This is a genomic window from Streptomyces sp. MB09-02B, from assembly GCF_033794485.1.
In the GTDB taxonomy this organism is placed as follows: Bacteria; Actinomycetota; Actinomycetes; order Streptomycetales; family Streptomycetaceae; genus Streptomyces.
Window position 1 is genome coordinate 1 of the sequence record NZ_JARGEE010000241.1, and the last position, 14,229, is coordinate 14,229.

Below are 14,229 nucleotides of genomic sequence, written 5' to 3' on the forward strand. Positions count from 1 at the left end.
TGCTCTTCGCTCGCAGTTTCAGTTGTTTTATATATACGTGCCGAGGAGGCGTTATAGCGGCCCGTACATCCAACCGAGCACCCCGACGCGGACCCGGTGCCGCCGTGCGACCCGCCCATCGACCTCTCCATCCGCCCATCGCCCGCGCCGGCCGCGAGCCGGGGTCGTCCGGCTCGGTGGTGGCGCGGTCGAGGCGCGGACGACGAGGTCGATGGGCGGGTCGCACGGCGGCAACGGGTCCGCGTCGGGGTTCTCGATGGCGTGCACGAGCCGCTTGAGCCCCTCCTGGGCCACGGCGTCGAACGGCTGCCGCACCGTGGTCAGGGGAGGAGTCACATAGGCGGCGACCGGGATGTCGTCGAAGCCGACGACGCTGACGTCCTCCGGTACCCGGCGTCCGGCCTCCGCCAGTGCGCGGATCAGACCGATCGCCATGTCGTCGTTGGCGCAGAAGACGGCGGTGACGTCCCGGTTCTCGGCCAGCGCGCGTCCGGCGGTGTAGCCGGACGCGGCCGACCAGTCACCCGTGACGACCTCGGGCACGTCCTTCCCGTGTGCCGTGAGAGTCGCCCGCCACCCTTCCAGACGGTCCCGCGCGGCGTACCACCGCTGCGGACCCGCGAGGTGATGGACCGTCGTGTGGCCCAGCGCCAGCAGGTGCTCGGTGGCGGTACGCGCCATCAGATCGGCCCCGTCGCCCGCGGTCAGCACCGCGGGCGCGGTGACGAACGGCGGGGCGCCGATGACCAGCACCGGCACGGAGAGACGCGGTGCCGTGTCCCCGTCCTCGTCCGCCTCGTCGATCGGCTCGGAGATGACGACACCGTCCACGCCCTGGTCGAGCAGTGAGTCCACCGCACCGGCGATACCGGCCGGGTCCCCCTCCACGGTGTTGACCACGCGGAGCGCGTAACCCGTGTCCCGGACGACCCGTTCGACCCCCATGAGCAGCGAGGCCGGGCCGTACAGGGCCGTCCCCAGCGTCACCACCCCGATGGAGCGGGTCCGGCCCGAGGCCAGCGCCCGGGCGGCGTTGTTGCGCCGGTAACCGAGCTGCTCCGCGGCTTCCGTGACCCGTCTGCGCACCTCGGCGGAGACGTACGGTTCGTCGTTGAGGACCCTCGACACGGTCTTCTGCGAGACCCCGGCCAGCCGAGCCACATCCGTGCTGCTCGGCGCCGCGGGGCTCCCGCCCCGCCCCGTACCTCGCGTCATGATGCCTCCCGGTGACCGCACGAACCGACCCAATGATGTCAGACATCGCCTCTCTGACTGCGCCGTCATGTCTGCGTAGTCATGTCTACGCAGTCAGACGGCGGCCGTCAAGGGGTTCGGCACGTATCGGTGGTGCGGCCGGACCTACGCCCCGCAAGCCGCGGGGCGCAGGTCGTCGGGAGCCGGGGACGTCATGCGTGGGGCGCCCGGAACGTCATGTGTGGGGCGCCGGGACGTCACGCGTCGGATGGCGGCACGTCACGCGTCGGGTGCCGCGTGGACGCGTCGTCCGTCCACGAAGGTCTGCAGGACCCGGGTGGCCGCGATCTCGTCGGCCGGGCGCGTGAACGGGTCACGGTCGAGGACCACCAGATCGGCCGCCTTGCCGACGGTGACGCTGCCGGTGAGGGCGTCGAGGTGGTTGGCGCAGGCGCTGCCCGCCGTGTACGCGGCGAGGGCGGTGCCGAGGTCGAGGCGCTGCCCGGGCAGGAACTCCCGGGTGCCCTCGGGGGCGTCCGGGGCGACGCCATGGGCGACAGCTCCTTCGAGCACGCGGTCGACCTCCTCCTGCCGGCCCTGGCGGCGCGCGCACCGAGGAGGTGAACCCGGCCCGGTCGACCGGGGACACGTGGCCGGTGCGGGCGCCCGCCAGCTGTGTACATCGCTCGTGGAACGATTTACGTCTGAAACGACTCAGCGCCGTGTGGCGCGGGTCAGTGGCGGGGTGGGCCGCTGCTGCCGCGCGGTACCAGGTGCGGGGTCGACGCCATGACCACGGCCCGGTCGCGGCGTCTCTCGATGCGCTCCAGGAGCAGGCGGGCCGCGGTCTCGCCCATCATCGTGCCCGCCTGGTCGACGCTGGTCAGGCTCACCGGGGCCAGCGCGGCGACCGAGGTGTTGTTGTAGCCGGCCAGCGACAGGTCCTCGGGGATGCGCAGGCCCAGCTCGGCGGCGGCCCGGAAGACGCCCGTCGCGGCGACGTCCGCGCCCGCGAAGATCGCCGTGGGCGGGCGCGCGGAGGTGAGGAGCGCCATCGCGCCCCGGTACCCGCCCTCGTCCGAGTAGCCGGAGTGTTCGATCCGGGCCAGGTCCGCCAGCCCGTGCCGGGCCATCGCCGCACGGTAGGCGGCCCGGACGTGGTGCTCGGGCCGCTGCTCCCACCCGGTGCCGCGCACCGTCGGGTGCGACAGATGGGCCACGTCCCGGTGCCCGAGGCCCACGAGGTGGTCGACGACCAGGTCGACGCCCACCCCGTCCTGGTTGACCACGCAGTCGTACGCCGGGGAGGGGTCGTGGTGGCCGATCACCACCGTCGGCACCTCGGCGGCCAGGCGCTCCACCTCCGTGCGCGGGACGGCGGGCGCGATCAGGATCAGGCCGTCCATCTGCCGGTCCGCCATGGCGTGGATCAGTCTGGTCTGGTCCTCCCTCTCGGACGAACCGCTGGAGCCGAGGAAGAGGGCGTACTCCGTCTCCCGCAGGACCGTGTTCACACCGTCGAGGAGGTCGGCGTAGAAGGGGTTGCGGATGCTCGCGAGGAGGACGCCCAGCGTGTACGTGCGACCCCGCATGCCGCGCGCCGCCGCGTGCGGGCGGTAGCCCAGTTCGGCGATGGCCGTCCGCACCCGCTCGTGCATCGCGGGGCTCACCCCGTAGGAGTTGTTGAGCACCTTCGACACCGCCGAGGTGGACACGCCCGCGCTGCGCGCGACATCGGCGATCGTGGCTCTCCTCGAGCCGCCGGCTGATTGCACTGGGGTCCCCACCTCCGTCGTCACGCACCGCCACGCCTCGGCGGCGTTCCGGAACGTTACCCGCCAAGTGCTTGACGGCCGGGTGCCCCTCACCTCAATCTTTGGGCGTTCCCCGTGTGGCACGTTTTACGAATGGGCCGCATGTGACCCTGGATTGAATCGATTCAAGCAGCCGCTGAGTCATCGCCCTAGGAGAGCCGCCATGCCCGAGATCACCCGCCGGTCCACTCTGCGCTCGGCCATAGCCGTGGCCCTCGCTCCCACCCTGGGCTCCCTCGTGCTGCCCGGGCTCGCGTCCACGGCGTCCGCGGCCGTCTCCTGGACCGCGAAGTGGATCTGGGCCCCGACCAGTACCGCGAACCAGTGGGTGGCCTTCCGCAGATCGTTCACCCTGGCGTCGGCGCCCTCGAAGGCCGTCACCCGGATCGCCGCGGACTCGAAGTACTGGCTGTGGGTGAACGGCACCCTGGTGGTCTTCGAGGGCGGCCTCAAGCGCGGCCCCAACCGCACGGACACCTACTACGACGAGATCGACCTCGCCCCCTACCTGAAGAGCGGCGGCAACACGGTCGCGCTGCTGGTGTGGTATTTCGGCAAGCAGGGCTTCTCGCACAACAGCAGCGGCAAGGGCGGACTGCTCTTCCAGTCGGACATCGAGATCGGCTCGAACACCACCCGCCTGGTCAGCGACACCGGCTGGAAGCACCGAGTCCACCCCGGCTACTCGAACAACACCAGCGGCACCCAGGTCAACTTCCGGCTGCCCGAGTCGAACGTCCACTACGACGCCCGCGCCGCCGCCGTCATGTCCGGCTGGCGCTCGCCCGGCTTCGACGACGGCGCCTGGACCGCGTCGACCGACTTCGGTGCCGCGGGCGCCGCGCCCTGGAACGGTCTCGTCGAGCGCCCGATCCCGCAGTTCCGCTACTCCGGCCTGAAGACCTACTCCAACGCCTCGACGCTGCCGACCACGGGCCGCGGGTCCACCGCGATCTCGGCCACGCTGCCGTCGAACATCCAGGTGACCCCGTTCCTGAAGGTCGACGCGCCGGCCGGTGCCGTGATCGGCATCCAGACCGACCACTACGACGACGGCGCGGGCCTGGTGGGCATCGAACCCGGGACGCAGTACAACATGCGCGCCACCTACGTGTGCGCAGGCGGGGTGCAGGAGTTCGAGTCACTGGCCTGGATGAGCGGCACGGCCGTGCGGTACACCATCCCCTCGGACGTGACGATCCTGGAGCTGAAGTACCGCGAGTCGGGCTACGACACCGACTTCGCCGGGTCGTTCGGCAGTAGCGACGCCTTCCTGGACACGCTGTGGACCAAGGCCGCCCGCACCATGTACGTCAACATGCGCGACAACTACATGGACTGCCCCACACGTGAGCGCGCCCAGTGGTGGGGGGACGTGGTCAACCAGCTCAAGGAGGGCTTCTACACCTTCGACACCAGGTCCCACGCCCTCGGCAAGAAGGCCATCGCCCAGCTCGCCGCCTGGCAGAAGTCCGGCGGCCAGCTCTACTCCCCGGTCCCCACGACGATCTGGACCGCGGAACTGCCGGTCCAGATGCTGGCGTCGGTGTGGTCCTTCTGGACGTACTACCTCTACACCGGCGACGAGGCCGCCGTCACCGTCGCCTACCCGGCGGTCAAGAAGTACCTCGACCTGTGGACCCTGGACGCTGACGGCCTGGTCAACCACCGGGCGGGCGACTGGGACTGGGAGGACTGGGGCTCGAACATCGACGCCCGCGTCCTCGACAACTGCTGGTACCACCTGGCCCTGGACACCGCCGCCAAGCTCGCCGACCTCAGCGGCAACACCGGCGACGTGGCGGGCTGGAAGTCCCGGCGCGACAGCATCAAGGCCAACTTCGACCGCGTCCTGTGGAACTCCTCCCGGGGCGAGTACCGCTCCCCGGGCTACACCCGTGACACCGACGACCGCGCCAACGGCCTCGCCGTCGTCGCAGGCCTCGCCCCCGCCTCGCGATACAGGGCCATCACCGAGGTGCTGCGCACACACCTCAACGCCAGCCCCTACATGGAGTTCTACGTCCTCGAAGCGCTCTACCTCATGGGCGCGGCCACGGTCGCCGAGGAACGGATGCGCAACCGCTTCGCCGCCCAGGTCACCGACCCCGACTGCTACACGCTGTGGGAGCTGTGGACGAAGTCCGAAGGCACCGACAACCACGCCTGGAACGGCGGCCCCCTGTACGCCCTGTCCGCCTACGCCGCGGGCGTCCGCCCCACCGAGCCCGGCTGGAGCCGGTACGAGGCCGTCCCGCAGACCGGCACCCTGACGAAGATCAACACCGTCGTGCCCACGGGCAAGGGCGACATCCGCTTCGGAATCACCCGCGACGGAACCAAGGCGACCCTCATCCTCACGTCTCCGAGCGGGACCACCGCGCGCGTGGGTGTCCCGACGTACGGGGGCTCGTCCCCGGTCGTCAAGGCGAACGACACCACCGTCTTCACCGGCGGCTCCTCCACCGGGAGCGTCAGCGGCCTGACCTACGACAGCAAGGACGCCTCGTACGTCTACTTCCTGCTCCAGCCGGGCGCGTGGACGTTCACGGTCACCGGAGCGGGCCGACTCGACGACCTCGCGCTCTCCCGGCCCGTCACCAGCAACAACAGCCTGGAGAACGCCGAATGGGGCCGGAACCGGCTCACCGACGGCAAGCTCAGCGGCGCCCGGGGCTACACCAGCAACGACTTCTCCTCCGCCGACGTCAGCGGCACGCCGGTGTGGGTGGAGGTGGACCTCGGGGCCGACACCGACCTCGACGCCGTACGCCTCTTCCCCCGCACCGACACCCCGGCCGCCGGGGGCGGCACGGCCGGCTTCCCGGTCGACTTCACGATCCAGACCCGCGCGGACGGGTCCACCGCCTACACCACCGTCCGCACCGTCACCGGGCAGGCCGACCCCGACGGCCGCGTCCAGACGTACGGCTTCAGGACCACCACCGCCCGGTACGTGCGGCTCCAGGTCACGCGGCTCGGCACCCCCGCCACGGACGAGACCGCCAAGTACCGCCTCCAGCTCGCCGAACTCACGGTCCCCACCGCCGCGACCACGGTCACCGGCAACTGCACACTGGAGAACGGCGACTGGGGCAAGACCCGGATCCTGGACGGCACCCTCACCAGCGCGGCCGGCGCCAAGGGCTTCACCAGCATCGACTTCCCCTCCGCCGATGTCGGCGAGACACCCGTGTGGATCGAGGTCGACCTCGGCGCCGACCGGGCCGTCGGCACCGTCACCCTCCACCCGCGCACGGACACCGCCGGCGCGGGCGGCGGCACCGCGGGCTTCCCGGTCGACTTCACGATCCAGACCCGCCTCGACGGCGCCACCTCCTACACCACCGCCCGCACCGTCACCGGCGAACCCAACCCCGACGGAGCCGCCCGGACCTACACCCTCACCTCCGCCACCGGCCGCCACCTCCGGCTGAGGGTCACCAAGCTCGGCAGGCCCGCCACCGACGAGTCCGCCAAGTACCGCCTGCAGCTCGCGGAGATCCGCGTCGGCTGACGCACCCGCCCCCCTGCGCCGAAGGGCTCCCCACGAGGACGTCTCGTACATCGCGTACGTCTCGTGCGGGAGCCCTTCGTCCTTCGCCGTGGTCGACTCCCCTTCCGGAGGACCTCGTTCGTCGCGGCGTGAACCGCTCGGGGCCTCCCGTCCGATGAGGGGGTGTGAGCGAAATGAAACGGGGGAGTCCGGGCGACGCCGAGCTGATGCGGGCGGTCGCGGACGGGGACCGTCGCGCCTTCGAGGAGCTGTACCGCCGGTACGCGCCCTGGCTCGTGCTGCGGCTGCGCGGGCGGTGCGCCGATCCGGTGCTGGTCGACGACGTCGTGCAGGAGACGTTCCTCGACGTGTGGCGGGGAGCCGCCCGCTACCACCGGGAAGGCGACGTGGCCGGCTGGCTGTGGCGCATCGGATCGCGGCGCCTGGTGGACGCGCTGCGGAGCGACGGCGCCCGGGGCCGACTGCGCCAGGTGCTCGCCCGGCTGCGGCAGCGCGACGAGGTGTCGGCCGAGGAACAGGTGCTGTCCCGGGTGCAGCACGGCGACCTGGCGGGCTCGCTGGCCGGGCTCTCGCCGGAACTGCGGGCGGTCCTCCAGGCCACGGTGATCGACGGCCTGACGACACGTGAGGCGGCGGTCCTGCTCGGCATTCCCCCGGGCACGGTCAAGACCCGGGCCATGCGCGCCCGGAAGCAACTGCGGGAGGGCCTGACATGAGCTGGCACGCCGACGACGGGGACCTGCGGGAGTACGCCTACGGCACGCTGACGGCCCCCCGGCTGTGGTCCGTCGAGACCCACCTCGCCGCCTGCGCCGACTGCCGCGCCGCGCTCTCGGCCCATGTCCCGCCCGACGAGATCAGCGCGGGCTGGGCCCGGCTGGACGCCGCGCTGGACGCACCGAGGCCCGGACCCGTCGAGTCGCTCCTGATCCGGCTGGGGGCGGCCGACCACACCGCCCGGCTGCTTGCCGCGACCCCGGTGCTGCGCCGCTCCTGGCTCGGCGCCGTGGTGCTCACACTGCTGCTCGCGGTCGGCGTGGGCGTCGCCGCGTCACCGCTGATGCTCCTGGCCACGGCGCCGCTGCTGCCGCTGGCGGGGGTGGCGGTCTCCTTCGGGCCGGGCCTCGACCCGACGTACGAGACGGCCGTGGTCGCGCCGATGCACACCTTCCGGCTGCTGATGGTGCGGACGGTCGCGGTGCTGGCGACGACGACGGCACTGAGCGCGCTGGCGAGTCTGGCCCTGCCGTCGTTCGGCCTGGCGGCACTCGGCTGGCTGCTGCCGGCGCTCGCGCTGACCTCGACGGGCGTCGCGCTGACGGCCCGCCTGGGACCCGTCCTCGCACCCGTGCTCGTCGGCACCGGCTGGACCGCCCTGGTGGTACTGAGCCGACTGCTGGCCTCCGGCACACCGCTGCCCTTCACCGCGCAGGGCCAGGGCGCGGCGGCCGGGGTCGCCGTGCTGGCGTCGGTGCTGCTGGTGGCGGCCCGGGACCGCTTCGACAGCGGCCGCGCCCGGGGCCCTTCCTTCCGGTCTCCACGACGTCCTCGATCCCTTTGATCCACAGCCAGGAGGCTGTCATGACACGACCCACGGTCTCGGCCGCCGGGCTGACCCTGAGTTATCGCGGTACGAGAGCGGTGGACGACGTCACACTGCGGCTCACCGAGGGGGTGACGGGACTGCTCGGGCCGAACGGGGCGGGCAAGACGACGCTGCTGCGGATCCTGGCGACGGCGACGCCCCCCGACCACGGCGCCTTCACCGTCCTCGGGCACGACCCGAGCACGGTCCACGGACGGCAGGACGCGCGCAGGAACCTCGGCTATCTGCCGCAGAACCCCGGATTCCACCCGGACTTCACCGCCTTCGAGTTCATCGACTACGTGGCGATCCTCAAGGAGCTGACCGACCGGGGCGCCCGGCACGCCGAGGCCCGTCGGGTCCTCGACGCGGTCGGTCTCGCGAACGAGCGCGGCAAGCGGATACGGCGGCTCTCCGGCGGCATGCGACAGCGCGTCGCCCTCGCGGCGGCCCTGGTCGGCGACCCCGGTTTCCTGGTCCTGGACGAGCCCACGGTCGGGCTCGACCCCGAACAGCGCATGAGGTTCCGGGAGTTGATCGCCGAAGCCGGCGAGGGCCGGACGGTGCTGCTGTCCACGCACCAGACCGAGGACGTGGCGATGCTCTGCCATCGGGTGGTGGTGATGGACAAGGGCGGCGTCCGGTTCGACGGCACGGCCGCCGGGCTGACGGCGGTGGCGGACGGCCGGGTGTGGCACAGCGGGGAACGGCAGCCGGGCGCCCGAGCCGGATGGCGCACCGGGACGGGCGAGTTCCGCAACGTCGGGGACCCGCCCGCGGGCGCCCGGCTGGTCGAACCGACGCTGGAGGACGGCTATCTGCTGGCACTCGGCGGCGACCCGGTGGCGGAGGTGGCGGCATGACGGCCGCGACCGGGAGCCGTACGGCCGAGTCGCAGCCGAAGCCGCGACCGGAGCCGCATCCGGTACGGGTCCGGAGCGGGCGGCGGGCCATGCTCGCGCTCGCCCGGGTGGAGGCGCGGCGGCTGCTGCTCAACCCCCTCGTGCTGATCGCGCTGGTGGCGTACCTGACGCTCGTGCTGTGGCCCGGCGGTGAGCCGGAGGACGCCTATCCGGTCCTCCAGGACATCGACCGCGAGACCCAGCTTGGACAGCTGATGCTGGGGCTGGCCGTGATGGTCGCCGTGAATCAGGCGGTGCTCCGCTCCCACCGGCGGGGCACGGACGCGACCTTCACCGTGCTGGTCCTGCCGCCGTGGCGGCGCACGGTCGCGCATGTGCTGTCCGCGCTGCCGACGGTTCTGGTGGGGGCGCTGATCGTGGCCGGACAGTTCACTGCGGCCGCTCTGAAGCCCGGGGCGGTCGGCCGCGGCTCGGTGTCCGAGCTGCTGACCGGTCCGCTGCTGATCCTCCTGCCCGCGGCCCTCGGAGTGCTGCTCGCCCGGGTCGCACGGTCGGCGTTCGTGGCCCCGCTGGCCGTGATCGCCTTCCTGGCGGTGTCCATGGTCTTCGTCGCCGACTCGCGCAGCCCGGCCTGGCTTCGGGGCATGACCCCCGTGCTGTTCGACGAGGGCTCCAGGCCGCTGCCGTCCGACCTGCTGGGCAGGCCCGCGGCGGCGCACGCGCTGTACCTGCTGGCGCTCGCGGTGCTGGTGGCGGCCGGGGCGGTGCTGCTGAGCGGCGGCCGGACGCGCGCGGTACGGGCCACCGCCCTGGGCGCCCTCGGTGTCGTCGTGACGGCCGTCGTCCTCCAGGGCACGGCGCCCTCGGACGCGGTGCGCGAGGCCCGGCAGGTGGCGACCCGCGACCCGGCGAAGCTGCAGGACTGCGAGCGGCGGGGGACCACGACGTACTGCGCCTTCCCCGAGTTCACCCCCTGGACCGGCGAGTGGGCCCGGGTCACGGACCGGGTGCGGGCGCTGGCCGGCGCACCGGACGCGTCCCGGGCGCTGACCGTACGGCAGAGGGTCGCGGCCCTCGACGGACCGTCGGGCACCGCGGAGCCGCCGCCCGCCGCGCCCGGTGAGCTGACGGCGACCACGGCGTGGGGCGGTGAACGGGAACTGGAGTTCGCGGCGAGTGTCGCCCGGGGCCTCGTCGTGGGGCACGAGCGCTACGAGGGGGTGTACTGCGACGCGCGCGGCGTGCTGATGGTGTGGCTGGCGGTCCGCGCCACCCGGGACGGCGAGGCCATGTTCGAGAAGACCGGCGACAGCTACAACAGCCCCGGCGTGATCCAGGCCCCGGCGACCGCCGTCGCCCTGCGAGGCCGCGAACTCGCCGTGGTCCAGGCGCTGTTCGACCAGCCCGGGGGAGAGGTGGAACGCAAGGTGAAGGCGTCCTGGGCGGAGCTGTCCGCACCCGGCACGACCACCGACCGCGCGGCGGCCCTGCTGGGTGTCACCGCTCCGGCCGAGAGCGCCGACGACCGGGAGTACCAGTGCGCGTGACGGACGGGTCCATGCGTACGACGGAACCACCCGTGCGCGGGGGACGGCAGCTCCCCGTGGGCGCGGCGGCCGCCGTGGCCGCGGCGCTGGTCCGGCCCACGGCGCGGTCGCTGCCGTGGACGACGATGACCGCCGGGTGGGCCCTCGGGCTGGCCGTCGCCGCCGTACCGGCGCTGTTCTCCATGGACCTCCCGGCGGAGGTGCTGGTCACCGTGGTGCGGGCGGCGGCGTTGTGCGGGGCGGTGGGGACGGCCTTCGTCCTGGACGATCCGGCCCGGCACACCACCGGTGTCCCTTCCGTGCCGCGTCCGCTGCGCCAGGCCCTGCGTGCGGCCGTCGTGTCGCCCGCCGTCGTGGTGTGGTGGGTGGCGGTGCTGGCCGTCGTACGGGCCGGTGCCGACCCCGCGCGGTGGGCCGCGCTGCCGGCGGGTGCGGTGAGCGTCGAGGCCGGTGCCCTGTGCGCGCTGGGACTCGCCCTGGCCGCGGCGGCGGTGCGGTTCAGCGAGGTACGGGTACCGGGGCCCGCCGTGGCCGGCGCCGTACTGGCGCTGCCGATCACGGCCGGCGTGCTCCTCCCGCCCCGCTTCACCCTCTTCGTGGCCCCGGTCGACCCGCGCTGGGACGACGCCCATGTGGTGTGGGCCGCCGTGCTCGGCACGGCCCTGGCCGCCTGGCTGCTGTGCGCCCCCGAGCCGCGCCGCCGACGACGCCGTCCGCGTCGGTGGCGGCGTCGCCCGAACCCGGGAGGCCGGGCTCAGGCCGCGGCGTAGTGCCCGAGGGCCGGTTCCAGCAGGTCGAAGGCGTCGGCGGCCTCGCGCGCGACGACCGCGGCGATCTCGTCGTTCGCGCGGCCGGCGAGGGTCAACTCCTGGATACGCCGGAACAGGACACGGTGCACCGCTGCGAGCAGCGCCGCGGCGGTGTGCGCGGTGATGTCGTCGGCGGCGGAACCGGTGGTCTCGGCGAGGGCGGCGGCGAGTGCCTCCTCGCGCCGGTCGTGCAGGGTGCGCAGGCAGACCGAGAGGGTCGGGCTCTCGTGGATCATCCGGGAGAAGTCCGGGCCCGCGAAGCCGATGACCGGGTTCTGAGCGGCGACACCGGCCTCGAAGGCACGGCGCAGCGCCCCGAGGGCGGACTCCCCGGCCGGGCGGGCCGCCACGGCCTCGGCCAGGCCCGCCACGAAGGCGTCCTGATGGTCGAGGGCCATGTCCTCCTTGCGCGGGAAGTAGTTGGTCACGGTCTTCTTGGCGACGCGGGCGGCGGTGGCGATCTCCGCGATGGTCGTCGCCTCGAAGCCCTGCGCCATGAAGAGCCGAGTGGCGTGGTCGGAGATCAACTGCCGGGTCTCGCGCTTCTTGGACTCGCGCAGTCCTGCGCTCTCGATACTCATGAGGGCAATCTTACCCTCGTAGTAAAAATATGTTGACTGCACTGGGTGTCTCGATGTAATTTTACGTCCAACGTAATTATTGCCCGTGTCCCCGACCACTCCCGAAGGAACCCGCGTGCAGATCACCGCCTCCACCGTCTCCCTCACCGTCGACGAAGTGGCCGCGTCCCGCTCCTTCTTCACCACCCACCTCGGCTACGACGAGCGCATGGCGGCGGACGGCTTCTCCGCGCTGAGCCGTCCCGACGCCGCGGCCGACATCGTCCTGTTGCGCCGCGGCACGGAGATCCTGCCGACCGACCAGCGCGATCAGCGCGCCGGCGGGCTCATCCTCGCGTTCACCCTCGACTCGGGCATCGCCCACGAAGAGGACAGGCTCCGGGCCGCGGGCGTCGACATCACCATGCCGCTGCGGGAAGAGCCGTGGGGCGAACGCCTCTTCCAGATCACCGACCCCAACGGTGTGGTTGTCCAGTTCGTGGAGTGGACCGCCCCCACGGCGTGACCACCGGCACCGAAAACAGGACGACCACTCCACGAAGGGCCCCTCATGCGCGAGCTCGTGTACTACATCGCCTCCAGCCTCGACGGCCTCATCGCCGGGCCGGACGGCGCGGACCCCACCGGCCCCGACGGCTTCTGGCCCGTCACACCGGACTACGTGCAACACCTGGCCACCACGTACCCCGAAACCCTCCCCGCCGGGGCCCGCGAAGCGTTGGGCGTCACGGCCGAGGGCACCCACTTCGACACCGTCCTCGAAGGCCGCAAGAGCTACGAGATCGGGCTGGCGGCCGGAGTGCCGGACGCCTATCCGCACCTGCGTCACCTCGTCTTCTCGCGGACGCTCGCGGAGGCTCCCGCACCGGCCGTGGAACTGGTCGCCGACGATCCCACGGTGAGGGTCCGTGAACTCAAGCGGGAGGACGGCAAGGACATCTGGCTGCTCGGCGGAGCGGGACTGGCGGGCGCCCTCTACCCGGAGATCGACCGGCTGATCGTCAAGCTCAGCCCCCTCACCCTCGGCGACGGCGTCCCCCTGTTCGCCCACGGCACAGCCTTCGACCCCCGTCTCTGGCAGCTCACCGACCACACCGCGCTGGAGAGCGGCGTTCTGTTCCTCACCTACCGCCGGGCGCCTGCCTCCGAGGTACGGGGCTGACGGGGGATTGCCCACAGTCGTTCAGCAGGCCTGGCCTTCTGGCGCCGTATCAGAGATGGGTTTCGCCTCTTCGGGGCGGGGGTCCGGCCTTCGGATCGCGGGGCACTCCGCGACGGACGTTCTGATCGAGAGCGGCGCGGGTGCGGGCACCGGCAGGATGAGAGACCCTGGCCTCGGCCGACTGCCCGCCCGTGTCAGCCGACGCCGAGGCCCCGGAGGAGAGCGACCATGACCGGACCGGCCCACGAGTCCACGCACGGGGTACGCCGGATCACCCTGGACGCGGCCGGGCTGCCGCTCTCCGCGCTGCTCGCCGAGCCGCCCGGCGGCTGCCCGCGCGCCGTCGTGGTCGCGGTGCACGGCGGCGGAATGAACGCGGGCTACTTCGACTGCCGGGCCCACCCCCAGCAGTCGCTGCTGACGCTGGGGGCGAGCCTCGGCCACACGGTCCTGGCCGTGGACCGGCCGGGCTACCGGCACTCCGCCGCCCGGCTGCCCCAGGGGCAGGGCCTGGCGGACCAGGCCGTGTCGCTGCGCGCCGCGCTGCGCGACTTCACCTCCCGCCACGACACGGGCGCCGGCCTGTTCCTGCTCGCCCACTCCTACGGCGGCAAGGTGGCCCTCACCGCCGCCGCTGCCGACCCCGGCCTGCCGCACCTGCTCGGGATCGACATCTCCGGGTGCGGCCATCTGTACGCCGTCGAGCCGGACGAACTGCCCACCGTCCCCAAGGCCGGTCAACTGCGCAGGAGTTGGGGCCCGCTGCGGCTCTATCCCTCGGGCACCTTCCGGGAGAGCGGCTCGATCGTCGAGCCCGTGCCCGCCCTGGAGCGGGCCGAGCTGGCCCGCTGGCCCCTGCTCTTCCGCTCCACGGCGCCCCGCGTCCGCGTGCCGGTACGGCTGACCTTCGCCGAGCACGAGGCCTGGTGGCGCGATGACGACGAGGCCCTCACCGACCTGGTCGCGCACTTCACGGCCGCGCCGCAGGTGAGCGTCGAGCGTCAACCGGGGGCCGGACACAACATCAGCCTCGGACGGGCCGCCCGCGCCTACCATCTGCGCGCGCTCGCCTTCCTCGAAGACTGCCTGGTGGCCCGCGAGACCACCCTCACCCCCCTTGCCGTCCGCCCCCAGCCGTCCTCCGTGGCCTCCTGATC

At 72.7% G+C, this 14,229-nt stretch carries 12 protein-coding genes and 1 pseudogene; 9 read left to right on the forward strand and 4 right to left on the reverse strand.

The genetic code is table 11. The features are described from left to right. Positions 1-51 precede the first annotated feature (51 nt). From P1P70_RS28315 to P1P70_RS28325, 3 genes and pseudogenes are all read right to left on the reverse strand, one after another. Positions 52-1,215 carry a LacI family DNA-binding transcriptional regulator gene (locus tag P1P70_RS28315; protein WP_319242621.1) on the reverse strand — a complete coding sequence of 388 codons (1,164 nt, stop codon included), beginning with the start codon at positions 1,213-1,215 and terminating at the stop codon, positions 52-54. Positions 1,216-1,473: 258 nt separating this feature from the next. Then, positions 1,474-1,740: pseudogene (locus P1P70_RS28320) on the reverse strand (amidohydrolase family protein); the annotation flags it as partial. 188 nt (positions 1,741-1,928) lie between these two features. Further along, the gene (locus tag P1P70_RS28325; RefSeq protein ID WP_319242623.1) at positions 1,929-2,969 is read right to left on the reverse strand and encodes a LacI family DNA-binding transcriptional regulator; all 1,041 of its coding nucleotides are present in this window, start codon (positions 2,967-2,969) and stop codon (positions 1,929-1,931) included. 202 nt (positions 2,970-3,171) lie between these two features. Between P1P70_RS28325 and P1P70_RS28330 the strand changes: the two genes are divergently transcribed. From P1P70_RS28330 to P1P70_RS28355, 6 genes are all read left to right on the forward strand, one after another. Continuing rightward, a complete protein-coding gene (locus P1P70_RS28330) occupies positions 3,172-6,525 on the forward strand; it encodes a discoidin domain-containing protein (protein WP_319242625.1) in 3,354 nt (1,117 codons plus the stop codon). 173 nt (positions 6,526-6,698) lie between these two features. After that, the gene (locus P1P70_RS28335; RefSeq protein ID WP_319242643.1) at positions 6,699-7,241 is read left to right on the forward strand and encodes an RNA polymerase sigma factor; all 543 of its coding nucleotides are present in this window, start codon (positions 6,699-6,701) and stop codon (positions 7,239-7,241) included. After that, positions 7,238-8,086: a zf-HC2 domain-containing protein gene (locus P1P70_RS28340; RefSeq protein ID WP_319242627.1), complete on the forward strand. Its 849-nt coding sequence runs from the start codon at positions 7,238-7,240 to the stop codon at positions 8,084-8,086. The genes P1P70_RS28335 and P1P70_RS28340 overlap by 4 nt, the downstream gene beginning before the upstream one ends. Positions 8,087-8,106: 20 nt before the next feature. After that, positions 8,107-8,973 carry an ABC transporter ATP-binding protein gene (locus tag P1P70_RS28345; protein WP_319242629.1) on the forward strand — a complete coding sequence of 289 codons (867 nt, stop codon included), beginning with the start codon at positions 8,107-8,109 and terminating at the stop codon, positions 8,971-8,973. Further along, a complete protein-coding gene (locus P1P70_RS28350; RefSeq protein ID WP_319242631.1) occupies positions 8,970-10,520 on the forward strand; it encodes an ABC transporter permease in 1,551 nt (516 codons plus the stop codon). Before P1P70_RS28345 ends, P1P70_RS28350 begins: the two co-directional genes overlap by 4 nt. Before the next feature lie 11 nt (positions 10,521-10,531). After that, positions 10,532-11,290, forward strand: coding sequence for an ABC transporter (locus P1P70_RS28355; protein WP_319242633.1), 759 nt, complete (start codon positions 10,532-10,534; stop codon positions 11,288-11,290). Here the strand turns inward: P1P70_RS28355 and P1P70_RS28360 are convergent. After that, complete coding sequence (locus P1P70_RS28360) at positions 11,275-11,910, reverse strand: TetR/AcrR family transcriptional regulator (protein WP_319242635.1); 636 nt, start codon at positions 11,908-11,910, stop codon at positions 11,275-11,277. The genes P1P70_RS28355 and P1P70_RS28360 overlap by 16 nt on opposite strands. A 115-nt stretch (positions 11,911-12,025) precedes the next feature. Between P1P70_RS28360 and P1P70_RS28365 the strand changes: the two genes are divergently transcribed. From P1P70_RS28365 to P1P70_RS28375, 3 genes are all read left to right on the forward strand, one after another. Next, positions 12,026-12,415, forward strand: a complete 390-nt coding sequence (locus P1P70_RS28365; RefSeq protein ID WP_319242637.1) for a VOC family protein — start codon at positions 12,026-12,028, stop codon at positions 12,413-12,415. A 45-nt stretch (positions 12,416-12,460) separates the two neighbouring features. Beyond that, positions 12,461-13,072: a dihydrofolate reductase family protein gene (locus P1P70_RS28370; RefSeq protein ID WP_319242639.1), complete on the forward strand. Its 612-nt coding sequence runs from the start codon at positions 12,461-12,463 to the stop codon at positions 13,070-13,072. A gap of 228 nt (positions 13,073-13,300) precedes the next feature. Beyond that, entirely contained in the window at positions 13,301-14,227 is a 927-nt protein-coding gene (locus P1P70_RS28375; protein WP_319242641.1) for an alpha/beta hydrolase, read from the forward strand. Positions 14,228-14,229: the final 2 nt, after the last annotated feature.